This is a genomic window from Pilibacter termitis (genome assembly GCF_900167335.1).
Taxonomy (GTDB): Bacteria; Bacillota; Bacilli; order Lactobacillales; family Streptococcaceae; genus Pilibacter; species Pilibacter termitis.
Genome location: NZ_FUXI01000021.1, coordinates 1 through 23820 on the forward strand (window position 1 = coordinate 1; position 23820 = coordinate 23820).

Here is a 23820-nt window from a genome sequence, read left to right on the forward strand (position 1 = left end):
CGAATCATGAAAAGTGAATTTAAAGCTCGCCCTGTTCATCTTAGTCGTGATGATAGGATTCAAGCACATTTCATTACTTGTTTTATTTCGATAACGATTTTCCGTATTCTTGAGAAACTTCTTCACGAGCAATTTTCGTCACATGATATTATTACAACGTTAAAAGAAATGAATTTCTTAAATGTACATGGGGAAGGTTATATTCCAACGTACACACGCACTGAGTTAACGGATAGATTACATGATTTAGCAGGGTTCAATACAGATTATCAATTGCTCTCTCAAAAAAAAATAAAAAATATTTTAAAATCCTTAAAATGAGAAAAACGTACGCACTTTTGAGGTGACACGGAACTCCCTATAAATGTTAGTATACCAACGTTTATAGGGAGATTTTCTTTTGTCAACTGTCAAACTTGGGATTATAAATCAATTTTAAGTGTTACGCAAGCAGTTGTTAAGAATTTTTAGACATTCTGCACATTTGTGCTACTCTTGTATTCAAGTTTTACTCTACTTCTAAAAAATAGGCAACTCACAAGGAATCACCTATCGTTCTTCGCTATTTCTCTACAACTTCCACATCAATTTTTTCCAAATATTCTCCTAAATCTTCTTTTTCCCCTGTCGATTCATTTTTTACTTCCCAAGTTTTTCCGATTTCTTGCTCTAAGTTCATCTCTTTCAAATAAGGTGATATTTCCCGTGGGTCATCAAAAACAAATGTCATAGAGTTTTTCACACGTGTTATCGCTACATAAAAAATACGCCTCTCCGTTTCTAGTTGTTCTGGTGTTTTAGCATGATGAATAGGCCATGTTCCATTCGTACTTGATAAAATATAGGTGTGGTCATACTCTCTTCCTTTCGTTCTAAAAGCTGTTGTCAAGTGAATATTCGCTCCTATATTCATTTTTTCATCATACGAATTTTTTGTCTTTCTCAAGTCAACCATAAATTTATAGAAATCATCTCGATAACTTTTTGCTAACAGCGACAATTGCTCTAATGGAGGTTCTAAATGAAACATATCGTCTTTTCCGAAGGCTTTTTCAAAGCTTAAAAAATCTTTTTTCAATAATTGAATCAGTTCAGCGACTGTTTCTGTTTTGAAAAATTCCTCCATTATTCTCGCTAGTGACGCTTGGTGGTGAATTAAATTTTTGCCCCACTTTATTTTTTCAGAATCAGGCATCTTCGCAATCATTTTTTTCATCTCCTCCAAAGTCCGAACCTCATCATATCGCCTACCAACATGATTCAAAAACACTTCTTTTTCTTTCTTCTTTAACTTATACTTAAAAATCGTTTCTATCAACGTCATATAATTCTCTGATTCCATATATGCCAATGCTTCTTCTGTCTTTCCTTGTTCATATATCATTTTTATTTTCAGAAGTTCTATAATGTCATCAAATGCACCCCCAATGAAAATATTTAAATCATCCTCTGAATAAAAAGAGATTTTGTGGTGATTTAGTAAAACTTGTAATGGCACTAAATGAGATTTCTTTCTTGCAATAATGCCAACTTTTTCGTTTTTCTCGTGATTTTCTTTTATTCTATCCAACAAATCCTCCAAACCATCTTCTACATTCAAAAATTCTACCTTTGCATTTTCTTGCACATATGCTGATATTTCCTTTTTTTCTCTAAATGTATTATTGTTTATCAGTTGTTGAGACATCTCAATAATATTTTTAGGCGATCTATAATTTACATCTAAAACATACGTTGTAAATTCTTCATTTAAGATTTTTTCAGGTTGTAAAATAATGCCCAACGCCGCTCCTCTAAATTGATAAATCGACTGATCATCATCTCCTGCTAAAACTATGTTGGCATTATAATGTTTTTTCAACTCATTTAACATAAAAACATCTAAGGGGGAGCTATCCTGAAATTCATCTACAATCAATGTCATCTTCTCATTCGAATCCTCTTTTTCCCAATGAGTATTGATATATAAAAATGTCAAATAAAGCTGGTCAGTAAAAGTATATCTAGCATTTGTAAACAAGCGTTCTTTAATTTCTTTTGAAAATCTCAATAGTTTCAGCAGTGACGTAAGCGTTACATTTTCAATTTCCTCGTTAGCTATTAACTCTTGCTTGCTAGTTGTTTTCTCAGATTTTCTAAATAATTCCTCAACCGATACTAAAAAATCTGATAAAAATTCTTCCGAACCTATCTCTTTCAAAAATCGAATATGTTCTTCTATCTTGTCTTTCTTCTCCACCATATCATCTGTAAACCCAAGCAATTTACTGTTTTCAATTAAATCAAAAATTTTCTTTTGCTTATTAACTGCAACTCCACCTTTTTTATGAATTAATTCAGCAATATACTCAAATTTTTTCTTTTGAACAATATCACCACAAAAATTGGTCAAAAGCCTGTTTTTCTCATTTTCTTCAATGAGTTTGGGATAAACTTTGAAGAATCCTTTACGTATAAAACTATCACCAAACGAATTCAACGTCATCACACAGAGTTTGGATTTTATTTCACTAAATTGCTCCTCTCTATTTAACCTTTCTTCAATTTCTCCTGCTGCTGCTTTCGTAAAAGAAAATAAAATAAATTTTTGATTCTTATCTTTTTCTATTTTTCGTTTACAAAACTGTAGGATGCTTTCTGTTTTTCCACTTCCTGCAGGTGCTAAAAGTTTAATAAAGTTTTCATCACTATTAATAAACTTCTGTTGACTCTCGTTAATTAAAAATAACTCTTTCTTTTTTTGTTGTTCAATCATTTTTTTCTCCTATTCTATTTTGCAAGCCTTTTCAATTCGAAAATACTACCACTCCTAATATCGGTAAATTCAATATTATTCTTCTCCTATAATGATTGAAATTATTCATTATTGAAAAAACAACCCTCCTGTCAAATTATTTTGAATAATTATCATTGATAAAATCACTAAACTCTCTAATTCACTCCTGTTTCTGTTATCATTTAGATGAGTAGTTAGGGCTGCAAGTTCTAACTACTTTGTAGTGTACTACAAAGGCTTTTTCTTCTATTTTATATCGCAAAATCAAAAAAAGAGTGGGACAAAATTCAAAGTCTAGTCTAAATGAAACAATAGAAAAATCGCATGAAATCAACATTTGAGAAAATGAAATTCCTGCGATTTTTCTATTCTTGCTAGTTTTGTCCCAAGTTTTACCTCTATTCTTCCACAACTCTAAGCCTCAACTCACCAAGTTGTTCCGCACTCACAACGCTTGGTGCATCACTCATTGGGTCGCTTGCTTTTGCATTTTTCGGAAATGCGATGACTTCACGGATATTGTCAGTATTTGCCAAAATCATAGCGAAACGATCAAGACCTAGGGCTAATCCGCCATGCGGTGGGAAACCATAGTCAAGTGCTTCAAGTAAGAAACCAAATTGCTCATTGGCTGCCTCTTGTGTAAATCCTAGAGCTTTGAACATTTTCTCTTGCAATTCTCGGGTGAAAATACGCAAACTTCCTCCGCCAAGCTCATAACCATTTAACACAATATCATATGCCTCTGCATAAACATTTGCCAAATCATTGTTCTCTAGCTTTTCTATATCCTCTTTAAAAGGTAGGGTAAATGGATGATGTGCCGACATATAGCGATTTTCTTCTTCACTCCATTCAAACATTGGCCAATTCACAACCCAAAGGAAATTGAATTTACTCTCATCAATCAAGCCCAACTCTTTTCCAAGGCGTGTGCGAAGTCCGCCAAGTGTCGCTGCGACTATTTCTTTCGTATCCGCTGCAAAAAGGAGCATATCGCCAGATTTTGCCTCACACAACTCTAGCAATTCACTTTCAATCTCGCCCAAGAATTTTGCAATCGGACCTGTTACTCCCTCATCCGTTACTTTGACCCATGCAAGACCTTTTGCACCATATTGTGTGGCAATTTGTGTTAATTTATCAATATCTTTTCGAGAATATTTTTCAGCTGCTTGAGGAACGCAAATCGCTTTGACTTGCCCGCCATTTTCAAGAGCAGAGCTGAAAACTTTAAACTCTACGTTTTTTGCGATTTCGCTCAAATCAACTAATTCCATACCAAAGCGTGTGTCAGGCTTATCACTTCCGTATCTACTCATCGCCACGTCATAATCCATACGTGGAAACGGAAGAGTGACATCAATTCCTTTCACTTCTTTCATCACACGTGCAATCATGCCCTCTGTTAATGTTTGAATTTCTTCTGCTGATAAGAAACTTGTTTCTAAGTCAATTTGCGTAAATTCTGGCTGACGGTCACCACGCAAATCTTCATCACGGAAACATTTAGCAATTTGATAATAACGGTCAAATCCTGCATTCATCAACAACTGCTTGAAAATCTGCGGACTTTGTGGCAATGCGTAAAAATGCCCTTCATGAATACGACTAGGCACAAGATAATCCCTCGCACCTTCTGGTGTCGATTTGTTCAAAATAGGTGTTTCTACATCTATAAAATCTTGTTCATCCAAGAAATGACGTGCCGCTTTTGTCAATTTGTGACGAAGTTTAAAGTTTTCAAGCATTTCAGGACGACGTAAATCGAGATAACGATAGCGTAAACGCGTGTCATCACTAGCCGTCGTGTCGTCTGTAATCTCAAACGGTGTCGTTTTAGAAGAACTCAAAATTTCAACTTCGTTCGCCTCAATTTCAATGCCTCCTGTTTTTAGTTTGTCATTCTTGCTTGTTCGTTCAACGACTTTCCCTGTGATTTCCACCACAAACTCGCTCCTAAGTTTTTCAGCAGTCGCTACAACATTCTCGCTTGCCAACTCTGGATTCACCACCACCTGCACAATGCCTTCACGGTCACGAATATCCAAAAATACAAGCCCGCCAAGATTGCGACGACGTGCCACCCAGCCTTGAACGGTCACTGTTTGATTGAGGTATTCCTCTGTAATATTTCCACAATAGTTTGTTCGTTTTTTCATGATAGTTCCTTTCAATTTCTTTTTTTCCTTACGCTACTCTCAAAATCTTTTCCATCGCCTTGCCTTTGGCAAGTTCATCAATCAACTTATCCAAAAAACGCACTTTTTGCGTTATCTCGTCCTCAATATCTTCCACACGCACACCGCAAACCACGCCTTTTATCAAACAGGCATTGGGATTGAAAAGTGGGGCTTGTTGAAAAAATTTTTCCAGTTCAAGCTCCTCTTGAAGTGCTTGTGAAAAAGTTTCTTGATTGTATCCTGTCAGCCAGAAAATGATTTCATCAACTTCGGCTTTCGTACGTCCTTTTCGCTCTGCTTTTTGGATATAGGCAGGATAAACGTCAGAAATTTTGATTGTATAAATCCTCGGTTTTTTCATTACTTCGCCACTCCATTCTTTTTGCTACGCTTTTTTCGTCCAGCGTATCTCCGTAAAACCAATAGTAAATCCCGCTTGAATTGCCACATTCATGCTTTTTACATGAGAAAATTGCGTGCCGTATAACAATAAATTTTCCGGATAATCCGCTAACGTCTTGTTTTTCATTGCACGCACGAGTTTTGAGGCAATTCCTCTGCCTTTTGCTTTTTCGCTCAGCAGTTCAACTCCTACTTCCCACGCAAATCGTCCGCCCTCGCTCGCTCCAGCAACTGCCAACATTTCACCTTGCTCAATAAACGCCGCACCTAATTTGTCAGGAAATGCTTCGTCAAATGAGAACGAATGAACAAATCGTTTGTCCTCTTTGAATTGCAAAATTTCTTCTGGCGAAAAAAACTGAATCTCTTCCCCAAGCGACACGTTTTCCTCCGTATTCGGAATGAAAAACGGTGCCACCCCTGCAATCTCAAAGCCAAAATCGTCCAATACTTTCCGCAACTTAACGAGATTCACTTCTTCCATAAACCATTGATTTTCCTCTAAAGCATAGAGTTCTTGCAATTTATTCGTCAATTTTTCGCAATTTGTCCGCACGAACATTTTGCCGTCAAGCAACGCAATACAGCCGTCCGACTTCGCCCAAAAACGCATTTCATCCTTTGGCTCTGCCGTTTGAAAAATCGTCCGTTGCCTCATCAATTCCTCAAAAGGAGTCACATAATCGAGAGCTAGTTGTTTATATAATAATTTCTTTTGATTTTCTATTTTCCTCACCCTTTTATCAAATCATCGTAAATCACAGAAAAATCACGGTACAATTCTTTTAATGGATAGGCTTTTTCTTCACGTGTATCGGCATTTTTCACATTTGCCTCTGCTTTTTCTAACTCACCCTCACCAATCGTAATCACAAGTTTTGCCGCTAATTTGTCAACCGTCTTAAACTGAGCTTTCGCCTTACGATTGAGAAAATCTCGTTCTGCCGAAAAGCCTTGCTTACGAATAGATTGCACCAACTTCAACGTCTCAACATTTACCGCTTCACCAAGGGATACTACATAAACGTCCACTTGATTTGGATTAGGAATTTCTACTTTTTCTTCCTCAAGCAAAAGTAGGAGACGCTCAATTCCTAGTGCAAAGCCAAAACCGCTCGTTTCAGGTCCGCCAAAATATTCTACTAGCTTGTCATATCTGCCACCTGCTGCAACGGTCAATTCCTTGCCAGAAATAGTTGCCATCAATTCAAAAATCGTATGATTGTAATAATCCAGCCCTCGAACCATATTGGTATCAATCACATAAGGAATTTCCAATGCCTCAAGCATTGTTTTCACCGTTTCAAAATGTTTGCTACTTTCTTCATCTAGGAAGTCCAATATAGACGGAGCATTTTTGACAACTTCTTTGTCCTTAGCATCTTTTGAGTCCAACACACGCAACGGATTTTCATGTAAACGACGTTTAGAATCCTCACTTAATTCCTCAAAATGTGGCATGAGAAAATCAATCAACGCCTTGCGATAATTTGCCCGACTTTCAGTATTTCCTAGCGTATTAATATGCAAACTTGTGTTTTTTATCCCAAGTTGCTCAAAATACGTCATCACCATCGCCATACTTTCCACATCTGTCGCAGGATTGTCGCTACCAAAAACTTCCGCACCTATCTGATGAAATTGACGATAACGCCCTTTTTGCATACGCTCGTAGCGGAACATTGCACCAGCATAATAAACTTTGTACGGTTTTTGATATTCTGGAGCGAACAATTTATTTTCCACAAACGCACGTACAACAGGAGCCGTTCCCTCTGGTCGTAGCGTAATATGCCGTTCCCCTTTATCGTAAAAATCGTACATTTCTTTTGAAACAATATCCGTCGTATCTCCCACGCTTCGTGAAATCACCTCATAATGTTCAAACAACGGTGTACGGATTTCTTGGTATTGATGTCCGCCAAACACGAGACGTGCTTTTTCTTCTACGAATTGCCATTTGTAACTTTCACTCGGTAAAATGTCATTGGTTCCTTTTGGTCGTTGTAACTTCATGCTATCCCTCCAAAAAATAAAACTCACCCTAGAAAAATCTCTAGGGCGAGTAAAGTTCATCATCACACGCGGTACCACCTATTTCAAAGGGAATTTCCCTTCCTCAAACGCTATATCGGTGCGTACCGTTTCCCTCCAGATTGTCCATGACCTCTCTTGCACTTCTTTTCAGCAAACAGAAGTTCTCTTTGCCAAGAGTATTGTCAATAATTTCTTTCATTGGTACCCTTACTATACTTTGGTATCTTCGTTCTGTCAAGAGGTAGGTATAAAAAAACCGAGATTTCTCTCGGTAGTTTGGTAAATTTAGCCCGCAAGTCCGCCATAAAGGAATTTGAATAACGCTACGGCTAAAACACTTGCTAAGATTGGTGCTACAACTGGAATCCAAGCGTACCACCATTGACTGTCGCCTTTGTTTTTAAGGATTGATTTCGGTAGTATTGCGTGCAACATACGTGGACCTAAATCACGTGCCGGGTTCAATCCCGGTCCTGTTGGGCCCCCAAGAGAGGCTACAAGCGTCATTACTAGAAAACCAAGAGCCAAATGTCCGATTTCTAAACTTCCCGCATGGAAACCTTTTTCCGCCACTTCTGCACCGAAAAAGTTTTTCGTGATACAAAGTGCTGCAAAAAATAGAACAAATGAACCGAAAAATTCATTTAAAAATCCATTCAAGCGAGTTCCTGCGTTATCAATCGTAGAAAACGAACCTAAAATGTGGTTTGTTTCTGTCGTTTTGTTAAAGAACGGACGATAAACTGCCACGACAACTAATTGCCCTGCAATCGCACCTAAAAATTGAGCGATAATGTACGGTGCAACGTGTGCCCAAGGAAAATAGCCTGAAACTGCCAATCCTAGTGTAAATGCTGGATTGATGTGGTTTCCTGAGATATTCCCAAACATAAGTGCTGGAATCATTACACCTGCACCATATCCCCAAGCAATTGTCATCCAGCCTGAAGCATGACCTTTTGTGCCACGCAAATCAACGTTTGCGACCGCACCATTTCCTAAAATAATCAAAAATGCTGTTGCTAAAAATTCTGTGATGTACTTTAGTGTCCAACCATTTGAGTTGGCAGCGTCCATCAATTGTGTCCATGATACACCCATGAAAGTGACCTCCTAATGATAATCGCTTTAAAACCACGCCTTAAAGCAATCTCCGTCTGAAAAATTTCCGATAATATTTTTATAAATATAGCTCAATTTTAGATTTTAGCAAGTTTCATGGAAAAAGTAAATCTTTTTCACGCAATGGAAACGATTTTATTTTTTCAATAAGAATAAAGTCTACCTACTCTAAGAATAGATAGACTTTTCCTTTATTCCACGGTAACAGATTTCGCAAGGTTTCTTGGTTTATCCACGTCTAAACCACGCTGTAATGTTGCGTAGTAGGCAATCATTTGCGTTGGTACGACCATTGCTAGACTGGTCAAATACGGGTGAACACTTGGGACGATAATGTCGTCGTCCTCATTTGCCAAATCATCACTCACAACCGTCAAAACTTTCGCCCCACGGCTGATTACTTCCATTATATTGCCACGTGTGTGTGGAGCAAGTGCTTTGTGTGAGAGTATCGCTTGAACTGGTGTATTTTCCTCAATCAAAGCAATCGTCCCATGTTTCAACTCTCCTGCTGCAAATCCCTCGCATTGAATGTAGGAAATTTCTTTTAACTTGAGTGCAGCCTCCATGGAAACATAATAATCTTCACCTCGACCAATGTAAAACGAATTGCGAGTTCCTTTTAGATGTTCTTCCACTTTTTCAGCAATCCGTTCTTTTTCTGCCAAAACGGCGACCATACTTGTTGCGACAAGACTTAATTCTTTCACCAAGTGAAACTCACTTGCTGCTATATTGCCAATGTAATCTCCTACCGCTTTTGCCAAAACTGCCATGACAGAAATTTGAGCCGTGTATGCTTTGGTGGAGGCAACCGCAATTTCTGGCCCCGCGTGAAGTGAGAGTGTGTAATCCGCCTCACGAGAGAGCGTTGAGCCTGCGACATTGGTAATCGTGAGTGCTGGATAACCAAGGGCTTTCGTTTTTACTAACACTTGACGAGAATCTGCTGTTTCACCCGACTGAGAAATATAGATAAATAGCGGTTTTTCGCTTAACAAAGGCATATTATAGCCAAATTCAGAGGCAATGCACAACTCAACAGGAGTTTTGGTCATCTCCTCAAAAAATGCTTTCGACGCAAATCCCGCATGATAGCTCGTTCCCGCCGCTACGATGTAGAGTCTGTCCGCCTGTTGAATGGCTTTTAAAATTTCCTCATCTATCTTGTATTGACCGTCCACATAATAATGCTGTAAAATGCGACGCAAAACTGCTGGTTGTTCGTCAATTTCCTTGAGCATATAGTATGGATACGTTCCCTTGCCAATATCTGACAAATCAAGCTCTGCCGTGTAAGGTGCTCTCTCCATTTTCTCGCCAGTTTGGTTAAAGATTTCCACGCTGTCCTTTTTGACAATGACCATTTCGTTATCCTGAATTTCCATAAATTCCTTCGTTTCACGAATCATCGCCATTGCATCACTTCCAACAAGGTTGAATCTATCCCCTAGCCCAATCAACAAAGGCGATTTATTTTTCGCCACATAAAGCGTAGTAGCGTCATTCTTATCAATCATCGCAAACGCAAAAGACCCTTCAATCACACTCAACGCTTTTTGAAATGCTTCTTTTGTGGATAAATTGCCTTCCTCAGCAAATTTTCCAATCAAATGAACCGCAATTTCCGTATCGGTTTCTCCGATAAAATGGTCATTTGCCAAGTATTCAGTTTTCAGCTCTTTATAATTTTCAATCACGCCATTATGCACTAGCACAAAACGACCGCTCTCACTTGTGTGCGGGTGAGCATTGTTTTCCGTTGGTTTTCCATGCGTTGCCCAACGTGTATGTCCAATTCCGATACTGCCATTCACTTCAATCCCAATTTTTTCTTGTAACGCACTAATTCTCCCTACCGCCTTTACAAGAGACTCCCGATTTTTTTCATCTGTTACAAAAATACCAGACGAATCATACCCTCGATATTCCAATTTCTGTAATCCTTGAATTAAAATATCCGTTGCATTCCGACTTCCTACGACACCTACAATTCCACACATGATAAAATCTCCTTATGATTATATTTTTTGGTCTAATGCGTATTTCTCGATTGCTTAGGCAATTGGTTTATACCATTTCGAATTGGTATAGTTTATAATACGATTAAGAATATACCATTTATAAAAGTTTTATGCAAGAATTTTATACTTTTAAAGAAATTGGTCTATACAGTTTTCGGTTTTTACACTCATCTTTTTTAAATTCGTAAATTCTTAAAACATCTCCTAAAACGTTTTGCCTATATGCTTGGTTAAGTATATAATAGAAGAGATAAATAAAAATTAAAGCGGGAGTATTTTATTCATGGAAAACAGACGTCGTCGGCAAATTGATAATCGGATTGATTACGGAGTGATTTTGCCAGTATTCTTACTTTGTCTTATCGGGTTACTTGCCCTTTATATCGCGTATTCACATTCTGGAACGGGAGAAAATGTGCTAAGCAAAGTGGCTCAACAAGGAATTTGGATGGCAATCGGGGTGTTTGCTGTATTTATTACCATTCATTTTTCTAATAAAATGCTTTGGCTACTCACCCCGATTTTTTACGGAGTTGGCTTGATTATCAATATTTTGCCAAGATTTTTTTTCAGTCCTGCACTTCTTGAGCGGACAGGGAGTTACAACTGGATTGTCATCGGCAACAAGCAACTGTTTCAGCCAAGCGAATTATTGAAACTTGCTTACATTCTCGTTTTGGCATACGTTATCACTCAGCACAATGCTTATTATACTCACCGAGTAATGCGTAGTGATGTTTGGCTTATTTTGAAAATGAGTGCTTTGACCGCACCAATGGCAGTATTATTATTGTTCGTCCAAAACGACTTCGGAACATTTTTAGTTTTCGTTGCGATCTTTTTAGGAATGTTACTTTTAACTGGGATTTCTTGGAAAATTCTCGTGCCACTTTACACCGTCGTCATCTCCTCCGGTGCCTTAGGGTTGTTCCTTGTCACCAATGACGTAGGACGTGAATTTTTACGCAAATTCGGTGTGCAATCTTATAAATTCGCTCGTATCGACACATGGCTTGACCCTTGGAAATATTCTTCTGGCAACGGGTATCAACAGGCAAGAGGATTACTAGCGATTGGTAGCGGTGGGTTAACAGGGAAAGGCTTCAATGTTTCACAAGTTCACGTACCCGTACGTGAAAGTGATATGATTTTCACCGTTATCGGCGAAGATTTTGGTTTTATCGGTAGCACATTTGTCATTTTACTCTATTTTATCCTTATCTATCGTATGGTTCGGGTAACATTTGAGTCAAATAACGAATTTTACACCTATATTTCAACTGGAATTATCATGATGATTCTTTTCCACGTACTCGAAAATATCGGAGCAAATATCGGTCTTTTACCACTAACAGGGATTCCTCTTCCTTTTATTTCACAAGGGGGAACCAGTCTAGTCGGCAATATGATTGGAATAGGATTAATCCTCTCCATGAAATATCACCAAAAACCCGATTTTGAGGAATGGAAAGAAAGTCGCAGCCGTCGAAGAGTTTAACAATAAAAATCGCAGAAACATCACTTTCTAAAAATGATGTTTCTGCGATTTTTCTCCTTAAATTTCTAATTTGTTCATTCTTCTAGCGGTCAAAGCATACAAAATGCCTGATAACAATAGAAGATAAATCATTCCTATAACAAATGAATGTTTTGGAAAATATAAATCCGTCTGCGTTATAACGCCAAATGTATCAAGATAGCTGTAAGGAACGAAAGGACTTATCATTTTCATAAAATCCATATCTTTAATCAGCGTAAAGCCGTAATAACTCAACAAAAATATCCCTAGACTTAACAGCGTTTTTTGTAGATAACTCCCTAAAAATAAAAAGAGAATAATCAAAAACAACAATACAATAAAATAATAAGGAATATACATTAATAGTAATTGCAATGCAGAAATAAATGACAAGTTGTCCACATTGTTACCTATGGCAACTGGAACTTGCGAGACACCAAAGCCTGCTATCATTCCTTTAATGAAGAACATTAACGGAAACGCGACACTTGAAACCACTACTGCTACCAAAAATTGAACAATTAATTTAAAACTTAAAATACTCCTCTTCTTTTTAACAGTAAATGAGTAGAGATAAATAGTTGATTTTTCAAAGTTATTTGTTAAAAAATCACAAAACAGAATGGCGAATAACATAATCAAAATAAAGCTAGAAAACGTTGCTAAATCTATTGATAAAGCCCCCCACGAACTCTTTGGCATTGCAAGGTCTTCTGTAATAGGAATTTTTTTATCGACCATATATTTTCTCTGCTCTAAATCTTTTTTTGACGCCAAATATCTCTTAGGATCTTTTTGTTTCAAATATTCTAACCCGTCACCTGTATTTGCTCCGCCTTCTGCAAATAATAATTTCGCTCTTTTCTGCTCTAATGTGTAAAATTCACTCCAATCTTCTCGTCTTAAAGCCGTTATTTGCTGACTACTGATTTCGTTTATTTTTTCCGTGTTCTCTAAACTCTTTAACCAGACTTCATCTTTTGCATTTCTTGCCTCTTCTTTTTGCTCCTCTAACCCTTTAGAATTGACTCTTATATCCTCTTCTAAAACAGGAATTAAGCTCTCGTTATTATTAAAATTTGAAAAAAATAACGATACAAAACTTAGAAAAAACGTTGCCGATAATAATACAATCAGTATGATATTTTTCACCGTAAGAAACGTTTTCCACTCAAAAATCAATCTCTGCTTCATCTAACCCCTCCGTTATTTTTTCAAGATAAAGACTTTCTAATGACATCGAATCAATCTCTTCCTCCAGTTTTTCCAATCCTTCATCGTGCAAAAAATAAATCTCATCAGATACCTCTGAAACCTCCATTAATTGATGTGAAGAAAGGAAAATAATTTTTTCTTTTTTTAATTTCAACAATAAATTCATCGCTTTTCTACGATTGATTGGATCTAAACCATTTAAAATTTCATCAAATATCAAAATAGGCACATCAAAACTACACGTTAAAATGATAAGCAAAATTTGTTTCATTCCAAGAGAATAACTTTTCACTTTTTTCTTTAACAAATCATGTGCTACAAAATATTCGATTAATTTTTCCGTTCGCTCCTTTTGCTCTTTCGGTAGCAAAAGAAGGTGTTCTCTCCCTGTCAAATTTTCCATAAGTGTACTTTCACTTACAAAAAAAGCAAGCGAGTGAAAACTCTCCTTTGTTGAAAATATTTCCTTTGTATCGAAGAAAATATTCCCTTCATCTTTATGTAAAATCCCAGCAATCACCTTTAAAAGTGTGGTTTTCCCCACTCCATTAGGACCAACAAAAGTAATAAGAGAATTTTTCCGAATTTCCAAAGAAACATTCTCAAAAACTCGATGTTTTTTGAATGTTTTCCCAATGTTTTTTAAAATAACAACCATTCACTCTCTTCCTTTCATTCGTATGAGGAGGTTGAGACGATAATCAAATTTGTATTAAGTAGTAAACAAACACTTTCTCCCAACCTCGTCATGCTGTAAAATTATCTAACTGTAACTTTATAATGGTCTACATACCATATAATCCCATAATGTATTCCATTGATTCTTTCTCTATACGAAAAGCTCGAGCTAATACTATTCGTAAAAGCGAACTCTCTACCGTATTTAGTTACACGTCTATAACTTCCATTTATATAGGTTTCTTGTGCTGTCATCACCCATGCCATACGCCGAGGTGCTGCTTTGACCTCATTAAAAGAGGTAAACACACCCACTCCAAAGATACCTAAAGCCACCGTAGGAACAACTAATTTTTTCACTAATTTGTTCTTTTTTTCGTTTACGACACTCATTCTATTTCCCTCCATTTTCTGATATTAAGCCTTTCAAAATACCAACCGGTTTTTTGCAAAAGTATTTTTTTAATAGCTTAAATACACTGTAACATATCATTCTTAATCAAAAAATGGCAAACGAGGTCAAATCAACAATGTAAACGGGGTCAAAAAAAGAAAACATTAAGGGTACCTCTAAAAAACATCTACTTTTGATACTAAACAGATTTTTAGAGACACCCTTTAGGAATTTACGTCATTTTTTCGTTACCCTAATTTTCCACCAATTTATAGTTTTCAACGCTATATTTTCGGTCTGCTATCGCCCAAATTCGTTCATCGTGCGAGGCGATAATCACAATTTTTCCTTGCTTACTCAGCTTTTTAAATAATTCTACAATAAACGAAAAATTATCTGCATCTAAATTCGTTGTCGGCTCGTCTGCCAAAATTATTTTAGGGTCAAGCAATAAACTTCGGATAATCGCCACTCTCTGCTTTTGTCCTCCAGAAATATTCTTGACTTTTTTGTCTAAAATTTCTCTCAGGTCAAAGCGTTCTGCCAGACTTTTCGCCTTGTTTTCAGCTTGTGATTTATCCATTTTTTCATTGTAAAACGAGGGCAAAAGGATATTTTCCAAAACCGTATAATCATCAATCAATGCAAAATCTTGCAAAATATATCCTATTTTATCGTTTCTAAATTTACTCATTTGAGAATCGTTTTTCGTCAAAATCATCTGCCCTTGGTAAAAATATTCCCCCTCATCAAATTGCTTGATTCCTGCAATCATATCTAGTAAAGTCGTTTTTCCAATACCACTTTTTCCAGTTAAAACCACAATTTCGCCACTTTCAGCTTTAAAATTGGTACTTAAAAATACCTTTTTCTCTTTGTAAAGTTTTTGAATCCTTTTAAGTTCAATCATTTAAGACACCTTTTAACTTTCTTCTAATAATCAAATAGATGAATCCTGCTAATATGAAATTTAACGCAAACAAGTACAGGTAATCTACAAGCAATATGCCATACCCAACAGCATGGATACAGAAGAGAGACACTATTGCTGCCACAAAAACTGGACTAATTAGCAAGTAGCTAAAATTTCTTTGTATCGCTTTTTTCGACACACCAATCACACGAAACAGACGTATTTCTTGTTTGAAAATTTTGATTGCTGAGGCGATAAGAAAATACGACAATGTTATTACAAAGAGATAAAACAAAATAGTCATCGCTAACGCCCAGAGAAAATTGCCGAAATAGTATTGAAACTCTTCTTTCAGAAGATCCTTTAATGAAAATAAACGTAAATCAACATTCTTCTTTTTGGAAAATTCTTCTAATTTCTTGAAATCTTCTTTGCTAGGATTGAAAACAATCAGTTTATCAATAAAGTTCCCATCCACAAATCCAACTTCGTCGGCATAGAAAAGTTCCTTTTGCAATGTTTTTTCAGTTAAACGTTCTTTTTTTCCGCTTGAAACATCGAGATAAGTAGATTTCCCTGTATAAACGCTCATTTCACTATTAGAATGTAAAAAGAAAGTTGTTAAAAAAGACAAAATTTCCTGTTGTTCTTCTGCGGAATAAGAATAAGCTCTAGCACCTCCTGATTCATTCAGTGCTTCACTTCTAGGATTATGCCGCACTTCGTAGACATCCTCATCAGATTTTGATTGCAAAGCAAACAAATTCGGCAGTATTCTTATAAACCGTGTGGTTTCATTCCAAAAGAGTATATTCATTACGAAAACAATCAAAAGAATAATTCCAAATAAATAAAATCTTTTTTTCAACAATAGTATATTTAATTTTTTCATACGATTCTCCTAAGAAATAAAAATAGATACATATTTTTTAATGTAATTAGCAAAAAACTAAGCAAACATAATATAAAAAGATGACTTTCACGCAAAAATATCGCGAACATTCCGTTAAATACAATGGTACTAAGAAATAAAGAAAAGAAATCTACACAAAAATTTTCAGTCCATTCTCGTTTTTTTGATTTCCCCACGATATAATATACTTGAATCACTCGTTTATTTGCTAAAATTACTGCGATAAAAACAAAAAGGTGTATGAAGATGATCAAGATTGGAAAAACAAGCGAACTCGTTTTCATCTTCATCACAAATAAGTTGAGTAATAAAACAGTGTAAATATCCAAAGCGATGAACGATAGTTTTAGTTTTTTTGTCATGATTGCCTTTCTATTTTTAACAAAACTTGTGCAAGTATAGAAGGGTACTCGAAAACTTACGTTTGCTAAAATTTTCTAATTTTTTAAATAAATAGTTCGTGTCCACTTCACTCTTTCTTGCTTAACGAACACAGCTAATAAAAAAATGATTTCCCCTTAAGTATAGCACACTTTCATTCAGAAAAAACATTCTAAATCATGACAACTTTATTACTAAATTCTAACGTTTTTATTTCAATTTTTTATTCTAAGTAGTTCTTACTTTTCCTCTATTCATGAAGAAAGCACAGCTACTCTAAAAACACCTAAAATCAGCATAGGAACAATCATTTTTTTCGTTTGCTATGCTCGTTCTATTTTCCTCCATTTTTTCATAATAAGCCTCTCAAAATACCAACCGATTTTTTTGCAAAAGTATTTCTCAATAGCTTAAGGATACTATAACATATCCTCTATTATTAAAAAACGGCAAATAAGGTCAAATCAACAATGTAAACGAGGTCAAAAATAAAAAACAATGATTCTTTTGTTGATTTTTCTATTAAATTACTTATAATTATTTTTAAAGAAAACTTGAACAAAATCTATGAGAAGTGGGGAGAGAGGGAAATGGAGAAATTTATTGTTAATAAGCTAAAACAATTTTCAAAAAAGAATCAAGTGCCATTTATTTATTTTTTAGATAAAAACGGGGAAATTCTGTTCAAAAAACATCAAAATGATTTTTTTGAAAACTATAACGAATTTGAAGTTTGGGAACAAAAATTTACACATAAGTGTATCATTTCTTTTCATCTCCATTTAGAAGAAACCGCTATCTTTTTAGACTCGTTCAATCTTTTGATCGCTTGTCAAAACATCTATGATAATGAACAGAAGATAGGAGTTCTTGCATTAGGCGGTTTTCGTCTGCAACACTTTGATTATAGAGAAATCAAACTTTCGTATGAACACTGGGAACTTTTCGATAAACTTCCTGTAATTTTGTCAAAAAAGGAGTTAATAGAGAGAACCTCTCGTTTTTTCTCCAGTACAAAAAACGTTCAACTGGAGAGTAACTTTCAAAAAATCATTGAGCTATTATCAAATGAAATGCACATAAAGCATACTTTGAATAGCATTAGCAACATTTTTCACCTTTCGCCTTCAACAATTAAAAGACTATTCCAGTTGCATACTGGTTATAGCTTTACTACTTTTTATACAGAAATGAAGATAAAGAAAGCACTTCAAATGAGAACAGAAGGGTTAGCCTATCACAAAATACTTGAATATTTGGGTTATAAAGAAAGCAAGTGTTTTCTTGAAAAATTAAAAAAACGCTTGCGTGATGATGTGGAGGACAGTATATAAATTCGCAAAAAACTCACGATTTAAAAAGAGGTTGCTGAAAAAGTTCGTTTTTAGAGAAAATCAAATTCAAAAGTCGCTCAACCATGCGGTTTTCAATCTGTATTTTCCTAAAAACTTATACTTTTTCAGCAACCTCCTTAAAAAATCTGTGAGTTTTTTAGAGGTGCCCTTTATATAATAAAAATTTTATTCTTCCTCATGCACTCGAACCAAATCTCCAAACAACTCCGTAGCCTCTTGAATTATTGGGTCGCTTTTTTGTTTTTCGACTTCTTTGGGAACTTCTTCTGTTGCCTGTGCTGCTCTGAAACTCTCTTTAATCTTGTCCCAACCGGCTTGCGTGACAGGAACTAGCTCTGGAGCGTACCGAGTAAGCCTTGAGAGATTGTTGGAAACGGCGAGTTTTAACCCCTCGTCCATGCTGATTTTTTCTGCTAAAAACGACAAATTGTTCTCAAACATAATCACAACCTCATTTGGCGTTGCAGCAACGATAGAGTAACGTTGGAAATTCGCTCGTTGAGGTGTCGATAGCATACTGAGCATATCTGTCCAGACCTCTCTTACCTCTTTTCTGATTTCCTTCGTTGCGTTTGGCAAAAGTTTTAAAATGCGATCAATCGGATCTTTATAATTTGTCTTAATCGTTACATTTGATCGGTTTTGCGGTGTTGCTTTCGCATTCGGCTGCGGTTGTGTTTTTAGCTCGTTGATTTCCTGTTGAAGAAGTAAAATCTCTTGCTTGAGACCGTCTAATTCCCTACTTGTTGGTACATTCAACTGCGATGTCGCCATTTGTTGTGGTGTAATCATTTGAATCGTCATCACTTCAAGTTGCACTTGAGCGTTGGTGGAACTTGAGAGACTCTCTAGCGTTTTATTCAACACGTGTATCGCTGAGAACACTTCTTCTCTCGTCATTTTTTCTTTGACCGACTTGGCAGAACGATTTTCCCCAGACAACTCCTCAACAAACTTAGGGGCAAAATCTATCATCAACGCATCTCGCAAAAACAAGAGACTATCTTCGACAAAACGTTTCGCCTCTTTTCCAGAAGAAAGCATTTCGTTTATAATCTCTAACGCCACCTCCGCGTTTTTTTCTGTAATTGCAAGAAAGTATTGAGCTAACACTTCACTTGTCATGCTCCCTGTCATTTTCAAAGCAACTTCTTTTGTCAATTGTTCATCTGAAAAACTAATCGCCTGATCCAAAATCGAAAGAGCATCTCGCATACCACCTTGTGCGGCACGTGCAATAATCACAAGAGCTTCTTCCTCAAATGGTTGATTGACTTCATTTAAAACGTGCTTTAAATGTTCTACAATATCATTCATAGAAATGCGTTTAAAATCAAATCGCTGAGTACGACTTAAAATCGTTGCTGGCACCTTATGCACTTCTGTCGTTGCCAAAACAAATAGCACACGCTCAGGCGGTTCTTCCAACGTTTTCAAAAGGGCATTGAATGCTTGGTTCGTAAGCATATGCACCTCGTCAATGATATACACTTTGATTTTCGCTACACTCGGCGGAAACTTGACCGTCTCACGTAAACGGCGAATTTCTTCCACACCATTATTACTTGCCGCATCAATCTCAATTACATCTTCTAAACTTCCTTGTGTAATTTCTTTACACGTTTGACATTCATTGCACGGCTCTCCGTCATGCGTAGAAGTACAATTCACCGCCTTGGCAAAAATACGTGCAGCACTCGTTTTCCCAGTTCCTCTTGGGCCTGTAAAAAGATAGGCGTGGCTCATTGTCCCATTCATCACTGCATTTTTCAAAGTCTTACTAATAAGCGATTGTCCAACTATATCACCAAATCGTTGCGAACGAAAGGTTCTGTATAATGCTTGATATGCCAATTTATTTCCTCTTTTCGTTTGTGCGTACCTCTAAAACTTTTAGAGTCACTTTAACTTCTCACTCTAGTATAACACAAAAAAGGCAAGTTCCAGGCTCACCTTTTTGTGATTTCAGTTTGTGAAATCTTAAAAATTGACCTCCGCTTATCCAAGCTGGGTCTTTACGAACAAGAGTCCGCACATTGTTTACATTCTCTCAAAATCTATTTACTGATTTGCTACTGTTTTATTATCTCAAAAAGAAAGAGAGATTTCAAATAAAACGGAGTGAGAGGTGTGTTCTAAATAAAAACTGAATTTCTTTCGCATATGGGCACCTCTAAAAACTCCGCTTAAGACTAAATTAGCTAGTTTTTCGATTTTCGAGAAAATCGACGAAAGCTATGTGGTTCATAGGTTGAGGAGATTGACAAAGAAAATCGGAAAACTAGCAATTTAGGATAAGTGCGAGTTTTTAGAGGTGCCCATATATTAAAAGGGTCTACGCTTTTCGATAAAATAAAAAAACACCATTTGATGAGTGCCTTCTCCGAGTCTGTTGACCCGGAGAAGCTCAGAGCTAGACTAGGGAAAATTCCCACCATCATAACACTCAACAAAAAGTGATAAATTTTGTTTTAGACAAGTTCGATAATCGCCATTGGTGCTGCATCCCCACGACGAGGTTCAGTTTTTAAGATACGAGTGTATCCACCATTGCGTTCTTTATAACGTGGTGCAAGATCGTTAAATAGCTTTTGCAATGCAGTTTCTACTACAATGTCATCTCCATCTTCCTTGATAGAGGCAACTTCGTTGCGAACGAATGCTGCTGCTTGACGACGTGCGTGCAAATCTCCACGTTTACCCAACGTAATCATTTTTTCAACTGTCTTGCGAATTTCTTTCGCACGTGTTTCAGTTGTTACAATGCTTTCGTTGATAATCAAATCCGTTGTTAAATCACGTAGTAAAGCTTTACGTTGAGAGCTTGTACGTCCTAATTTACGGTAAGCCACGAGATTTCCTCCTTATAATTAGTTTCAATTTTTGTAAGTTCCAGCTAGATTAGTCTTCTTTACGAAGTCCTAAGCCTAAGTCATGCAATTTCATCTTGACTTCATCAAGCGATTTGCGACCAAGATTGCGAACCTTACTCATTTCGGCTTCTGTTTTGTCTGCCAACTCTTGAACGGTGTTAATTCCCGCACGTTTCAAACAGTTGTACGAACGAACAGATAAGTCCATTTCTTCGATAGTCATCTCTAACACTTTTTCTTTTTGTGTTTCTTCTTTTTCAACCATCATCTCAGTATCTTGAGCAATGTCTGTCAAAGTCACAAAAATTCCCAAATGCTCCGTCAAAATCTTCGCAGATAAACTTAAAGCATCTTGAGGTGTAATAGAGCCATCTGTCCAAAGTTCCATTGTTAGTTTGTCGAAGTCATCACGTTTCCCAACACGTGCAGTTTCTACTTGGTAGTTTACACGTTTTACTGGAGTGTAAATAGAATCGACTGCTAATAAACCAATAGGTGCATCTTTGCGTTTATTTTCCTCTGCAGGAACATAACCGCGACCCGGTTTTGCTGTCAATGTCGCTTGCAAGCGGGCACCTTCAGCTACTGTACAAAGATATAAATCTTTGTTCAATACTTCTACATCACTGTCTACTAGAATATCACCTGCTGTTACTCTGGCAGGTCCAGTAATATCAATGTGTAGCTGTTTTTCTTCTTGCACATAAAGCTTCATTGCAAGTCCTTTGATGTTAAGAATGATTTGCGTAACATCTTCACGTACACCTGGTACAGTCGAAAATTCATGCAAAGCTCCTTCAATCTCCACACTTGTAATAGCACTTCCCGGCAAGCTAGATAGTAAAATACGACGCAGAGAGTTGCCGAGCGTAGTTCCATATCCTCTTTCAAGGGGTTCTACGACGAACTTGCCATAATCTTTGTCTTCATCAATTTTTGCAAATTTTGGTTTTTCAAACTCAATCATTCTTATGTGCCCCTTTCAAGTTTGAGTGGTCAAACTTCTCATCTTGTATCTTTTTTCATTATACACCACAAGAGTTAAATGAAAAAACTATACACGACGACGTTTTGGAGGGCGAGCACCATTGTGAGGTACTGGAGTTACGTCACGAATTGCTGTAACTTCTAGTCCATTTGCTTGAAGTGAACGGATAGCCGCTTCACGACCTGCACCCGGACCTTTTACAGTTACTTCAACTGATTTCAAGCCGTGTTCCATTGCTGCTTTTGTAGCTGCCTCAGCTGCCATTTGAGCGGCAAATGGTGTTGATTTTTTGCTTCCCTTGAAACCAAGAGCTCCTGCTGAACTCCAAGCAAGTGCGTTTCCATGAACGTCTGTAATCATAACGATTGTGTTGTTGAATGTTGAATGGATATGAGCAATCCCAGATTCAATATTCTTTTTCACACGACGTTTGCGTGATACTTTCTTAGCCACGAATTTTCCTCCTTACTTACGAATTATTTTTTCTTCCCTGCTACTGTTTTAGAAGGGCCTTTACGTGTACGTGCATTATTTTTCGTGTTTTGTCCACGAACTGGTAATCCACGACGGTGACGGATTCCACGGTATGAACCGATTTCCATCAAGCGTTTGATGTTTAGGTTTACTTCACGACGAAGATCCCCTTCAACTTTTAATTTGTCCACTTCTGAACGGATTGCATCCGTTTGTTCGTTTGTCAAATCTTTCACGCGGATTTCTTCTGAAACACCAGCTGCTGCTAAAATATCTTGTGCTGTTTGTTTCCCAATTCCATAAATGTAAGTAAGAGAAATTACTACACGTTTTTCACGAGGAATATCTACTCCTGCAATACGAGCCATGTTTACTGTTTCCTCCTTTCAAATTATCCTTGACGTTGTTTGTGTTTAGGGTTTGCTGGGCAAATCACCATAACACGACCTTTGCGGCGAATCACTTTACAATGTTCGCACATTGGTTTTACTGATGGTCTTACTTTCATGATTATACCTCCTAGAATGGATACATTATTTAAAGCGGTACGTAATGCGGCCACGTGTCAAATCATACGGTGACATTTCTACCGTTACTCTGTCGCCTGTCAAAATACGAATATAGTTCTTACGAATTTTTCCAGATACAGTTGCTAAGATTTGATGACCATTTTCAAGCTCCACTGTAAACATTGCATTCGGCAAAGTATCGACGACTGTTCCTTCGATTTCAATCATATCTTCTTTTGCCACGCACAGTACCTCCTGAATTTCTTTATCAGATTTTTTTGTTTTGTCCTTAAAAAATCAGACTGTGGTATTTTACCACATTTTTGCTGTTTCGTAAAGTTCAGCGCATGGCGAAAATATTAGCGTTCAATGATTTTTTGAACATCGTTGAATACCGCATCTATTTCACGATTGCCATCCACTGCTTGAACAAGTCCTTTTTCAGCGTAAAAATCTAAAATTGGTTGACCTTGTTCGATATTGACGCTTAGACGATTTTTTACCGTTTCTGGTTTGTCGTCTTCACGTTGATAAAAATTGTGTCCGCCACATCTATCGCAAGTATTCTCTACTTTTGTAGGGTTGAACACTTTGTGATAGGTCGCTCCGCAATCACGGCACATGAAACGTCCACTCAAACGTTCAACAAGAATTTCACTTGGCACATCAATATTAATGACCGCATCGATTTTCTTGTCTAGTTCTTTTAACATTTCTTCAAGTGCTTTTGCTTGCTCTAGCGTACGTGGAAAACCATCTAGCAAGAAACCTTTTTCAGTATCTTTTTCCGCTAAACGTTCCTTGACAATTCCGTTGGTGACAGAATCAGGAACCAATTCTCCTTTATCCATATAGGATTTTGCTTCAAGTCCAAGTGCAGTTTCATTTGAGATAGCCGCACGGAACATATCTCCAGTAGAAATATGTGGAATGTGATACGCATCAATGATACGTTCAGCTTGTGTCCCTTTTCCTGCACCGGGAAGCCCCATTATCAATAAATTCATTGGAAACCTCCAATAATATGCAAAGATAAAAATAGCCTGGAACTATTTTTATCTTTG

Annotated in this window: 22 protein-coding genes and 1 pseudogene; 3 read left to right on the plus strand and 20 right to left on the minus strand. The window is 36.8% G+C overall.

Annotated elements, in window-relative coordinates; genetic code table 11:
• Positions 1-321: pseudogene (locus tag B5D30_RS13730) on the plus strand (IS1634 family transposase); the annotation flags it as partial.
• Positions 322-562: 241 nt separating this feature from the next.
• On the opposite strand, the gene B5D30_RS08925 reads toward B5D30_RS13730, so the two are convergent.
• The 7 genes from B5D30_RS08925 to glmS all read right to left on the minus strand — a co-directional run bounded on the left by B5D30_RS08925 (position 563) and on the right by glmS (position 10523).
• Positions 563-2755: a UvrD-helicase domain-containing protein gene (locus B5D30_RS08925; RefSeq protein ID WP_078807728.1), complete on the minus strand. Its 2193-nt coding sequence runs from the start codon at positions 2753-2755 to the stop codon at positions 563-565.
• Positions 2756-3174: 419 nt separating this feature from the next.
• Entirely contained in the window at positions 3175-4938 is a 1764-nt protein-coding gene (gene aspS, locus B5D30_RS08930) for an aspartate--tRNA ligase (RefSeq protein ID WP_078807729.1), read from the minus strand.
• Between the two features lie 28 nt (positions 4939-4966).
• The gene (locus B5D30_RS08935; protein WP_078807730.1) at positions 4967-5320 is read right to left on the minus strand and encodes a DUF2200 domain-containing protein; all 354 of its coding nucleotides are present in this window, start codon (positions 5318-5320) and stop codon (positions 4967-4969) included.
• 24 nt (positions 5321-5344) lie between these two features.
• Positions 5345-6019 carry a hypothetical protein gene (locus B5D30_RS08940; RefSeq protein WP_078807731.1) on the minus strand — a complete coding sequence of 225 codons (675 nt, stop codon included), beginning with the start codon at positions 6017-6019 and terminating at the stop codon, positions 5345-5347.
• A 74-nt stretch (positions 6020-6093) separates the two neighbouring features.
• Positions 6094-7377, minus strand: coding sequence for a histidine--tRNA ligase (gene hisS, locus B5D30_RS08945; RefSeq protein ID WP_078807732.1), 1284 nt, complete (start codon positions 7375-7377; stop codon positions 6094-6096).
• A gap of 306 nt (positions 7378-7683) precedes the next feature.
• On the minus strand, positions 7684-8499 hold the full coding sequence (locus tag B5D30_RS08950) for an MIP/aquaporin family protein (protein WP_234984649.1): 816 nt from the start codon (positions 8497-8499) through the stop codon (positions 7684-7686).
• A gap of 212 nt (positions 8500-8711) precedes the next feature.
• Entirely contained in the window at positions 8712-10523 is a 1812-nt protein-coding gene (gene glmS / locus B5D30_RS08955; RefSeq protein ID WP_078807733.1) for a glutamine--fructose-6-phosphate transaminase (isomerizing), read from the minus strand.
• Positions 10524-10827: 304 nt separating this feature from the next.
• Here glmS and B5D30_RS08960 point away from each other — a divergent pair, with 304 nt between their 5' ends.
• Positions 10828-12042: an FtsW/RodA/SpoVE family cell cycle protein gene (locus B5D30_RS08960; protein WP_078807734.1), complete on the plus strand. Its 1215-nt coding sequence runs from the start codon at positions 10828-10830 to the stop codon at positions 12040-12042.
• Positions 12043-12099: 57 nt separating this feature from the next.
• On the opposite strand, the gene B5D30_RS08965 is transcribed toward B5D30_RS08960, so the two are convergent.
• The 5 genes from B5D30_RS08965 to B5D30_RS08985 all read right to left on the minus strand — a co-directional run bounded on the left by B5D30_RS08965 (position 12100) and on the right by B5D30_RS08985 (position 16155).
• Positions 12100-13257 carry a hypothetical protein gene (locus B5D30_RS08965; protein ID WP_078807735.1) on the minus strand — a complete coding sequence of 386 codons (1158 nt, stop codon included), beginning with the start codon at positions 13255-13257 and terminating at the stop codon, positions 12100-12102.
• On the minus strand, positions 13235-13936 hold the full coding sequence (locus B5D30_RS08970) for an ATP-binding cassette domain-containing protein (protein WP_078807736.1): 702 nt from the start codon (positions 13934-13936) through the stop codon (positions 13235-13237). The genes B5D30_RS08965 and B5D30_RS08970 overlap by 23 nt, the downstream gene beginning before the upstream one ends.
• Positions 13937-14037: 101 nt before the next feature.
• On the minus strand, positions 14038-14349 hold the full coding sequence (locus B5D30_RS08975; protein WP_078807737.1) for a hypothetical protein: 312 nt from the start codon (positions 14347-14349) through the stop codon (positions 14038-14040).
• A 254-nt stretch (positions 14350-14603) separates the two neighbouring features.
• On the minus strand, positions 14604-15260 hold the full coding sequence (locus tag B5D30_RS08980; RefSeq protein WP_078807738.1) for an ABC transporter ATP-binding protein: 657 nt from the start codon (positions 15258-15260) through the stop codon (positions 14604-14606).
• On the minus strand, positions 15253-16155 hold the full coding sequence (locus B5D30_RS08985; protein WP_078807739.1) for a hypothetical protein: 903 nt from the start codon (positions 16153-16155) through the stop codon (positions 15253-15255). Before B5D30_RS08985 ends, B5D30_RS08980 begins: the two co-directional genes overlap by 8 nt.
• A 992-nt stretch (positions 16156-17147) precedes the next feature.
• Here B5D30_RS08985 and B5D30_RS08995 point away from each other — a divergent pair.
• The gene (locus tag B5D30_RS08995; protein WP_078807741.1) at positions 17148-17891 is read left to right on the plus strand and encodes a helix-turn-helix domain-containing protein; all 744 of its coding nucleotides are present in this window, start codon (positions 17148-17150) and stop codon (positions 17889-17891) included.
• A gap of 186 nt (positions 17892-18077) precedes the next feature.
• Here the strand turns inward: B5D30_RS08995 and dnaX are convergent, their stop codons facing one another.
• From dnaX to B5D30_RS09035, 8 genes are all read right to left on the minus strand, one after another.
• A complete protein-coding gene (dnaX, locus tag B5D30_RS09000; protein ID WP_078807742.1) occupies positions 18078-19766 on the minus strand; it encodes a DNA polymerase III subunit gamma/tau in 1689 nt (562 codons plus the stop codon).
• Between the two features lie 617 nt (positions 19767-20383).
• Positions 20384-20764, minus strand: coding sequence for a 50S ribosomal protein L17 (gene rplQ, locus B5D30_RS09005; protein WP_078807743.1), 381 nt, complete (start codon positions 20762-20764; stop codon positions 20384-20386).
• Between the two features lie 49 nt (positions 20765-20813).
• A complete protein-coding gene (locus B5D30_RS09010; RefSeq protein ID WP_078807744.1) occupies positions 20814-21752 on the minus strand; it encodes a DNA-directed RNA polymerase subunit alpha in 939 nt (312 codons plus the stop codon).
• Between the two features lie 87 nt (positions 21753-21839).
• Entirely contained in the window at positions 21840-22226 is a 387-nt protein-coding gene (gene rpsK, locus B5D30_RS09015) for a 30S ribosomal protein S11 (protein ID WP_078807745.1), read from the minus strand.
• A 23-nt stretch (positions 22227-22249) separates the two neighbouring features.
• Positions 22250-22615: a 30S ribosomal protein S13 gene (rpsM, locus tag B5D30_RS09020; protein ID WP_078807746.1), complete on the minus strand. Its 366-nt coding sequence runs from the start codon at positions 22613-22615 to the stop codon at positions 22250-22252.
• A 23-nt stretch (positions 22616-22638) separates the two neighbouring features.
• The gene (rpmJ, locus tag B5D30_RS09025; RefSeq protein ID WP_002288710.1) at positions 22639-22755 is read right to left on the minus strand and encodes a 50S ribosomal protein L36; all 117 of its coding nucleotides are present in this window, start codon (positions 22753-22755) and stop codon (positions 22639-22641) included.
• Positions 22756-22780: 25 nt separating this feature from the next.
• The gene (gene infA, locus B5D30_RS09030; protein ID WP_078807747.1) at positions 22781-22999 is read right to left on the minus strand and encodes a translation initiation factor IF-1; all 219 of its coding nucleotides are present in this window, start codon (positions 22997-22999) and stop codon (positions 22781-22783) included.
• A gap of 116 nt (positions 23000-23115) precedes the next feature.
• The gene (locus B5D30_RS09035) at positions 23116-23763 is read right to left on the minus strand and encodes an adenylate kinase (RefSeq protein ID WP_078807748.1); all 648 of its coding nucleotides are present in this window, start codon (positions 23761-23763) and stop codon (positions 23116-23118) included.
• Positions 23764-23820: the final 57 nt, after the last annotated feature.

What these genes read in the sequence shown, in the direction of transcription:
- B5D30_RS08925 (WP_078807728.1), bottom strand. Translation starts at nt 2,755, where the DNA reads ATGATTGAACAACAAAAAAAGAAAGAGTTATTTTTAATTAACGAGAGT.
- aspS (WP_078807729.1), bottom strand. Translation starts at nt 4,938, where the DNA reads ATGAAAAAACGAACAAACTATTGTGGAAATATTACAGAGGAATACCTC.
- B5D30_RS08935 (WP_078807730.1), bottom strand. Translation starts at nt 5,320, where the DNA reads ATGAAAAAACCGAGGATTTATACAATCAAAATTTCTGACGTTTATCCT.
- B5D30_RS08940 (WP_078807731.1), bottom strand. Translation starts at nt 6,019, where the DNA reads ATGAGGCAACGGACGATTTTTCAAACGGCAGAGCCAAAGGATGAAATG.
- hisS (WP_078807732.1), bottom strand. Translation starts at nt 7,377, where the DNA reads ATGAAGTTACAACGACCAAAAGGAACCAATGACATTTTACCGAGTGAA.
- B5D30_RS08950 (WP_234984649.1), bottom strand. Translation starts at nt 8,499, where the DNA reads ATGGGTGTATCATGGACACAATTGATGGACGCTGCCAACTCAAATGGT.
- glmS (WP_078807733.1), bottom strand. Translation starts at nt 10,523, where the DNA reads ATGTGTGGAATTGTAGGTGTCGTAGGAAGTCGGAATGCAACGGATATT.
- B5D30_RS08960 (WP_078807734.1), top strand. Translation starts at nt 10,828, where the DNA reads ATGGAAAACAGACGTCGTCGGCAAATTGATAATCGGATTGATTACGGA.
- B5D30_RS08965 (WP_078807735.1), bottom strand. Translation starts at nt 13,257, where the DNA reads ATGAAGCAGAGATTGATTTTTGAGTGGAAAACGTTTCTTACGGTGAAA.
- B5D30_RS08970 (WP_078807736.1), bottom strand. Translation starts at nt 13,936, where the DNA reads ATGGTTGTTATTTTAAAAAACATTGGGAAAACATTCAAAAAACATCGA.
- B5D30_RS08975 (WP_078807737.1), bottom strand. Translation starts at nt 14,349, where the DNA reads ATGAGTGTCGTAAACGAAAAAAAGAACAAATTAGTGAAAAAATTAGTT.
- B5D30_RS08980 (WP_078807738.1), bottom strand. Translation starts at nt 15,260, where the DNA reads ATGATTGAACTTAAAAGGATTCAAAAACTTTACAAAGAGAAAAAGGTA.
- B5D30_RS08985 (WP_078807739.1), bottom strand. Translation starts at nt 16,155, where the DNA reads ATGAAAAAATTAAATATACTATTGTTGAAAAAAAGATTTTATTTATTT.
- B5D30_RS08995 (WP_078807741.1), top strand. Translation starts at nt 17,148, where the DNA reads ATGGAGAAATTTATTGTTAATAAGCTAAAACAATTTTCAAAAAAGAAT.
- B5D30_RS09010 (WP_078807744.1), bottom strand. Translation starts at nt 21,752, where the DNA reads ATGATTGAGTTTGAAAAACCAAAATTTGCAAAAATTGATGAAGACAAA.
- rpsM (WP_078807746.1), bottom strand. Translation starts at nt 22,615, where the DNA reads ATGGCTCGTATTGCAGGAGTAGATATTCCTCGTGAAAAACGTGTAGTA.
- rpmJ (WP_002288710.1), bottom strand. Translation starts at nt 22,755, where the DNA reads ATGAAAGTAAGACCATCAGTAAAACCAATGTGCGAACATTGTAAAGTG.
- B5D30_RS09035 (WP_078807748.1), bottom strand. Translation starts at nt 23,763, where the DNA reads ATGAATTTATTGATAATGGGGCTTCCCGGTGCAGGAAAAGGGACACAA.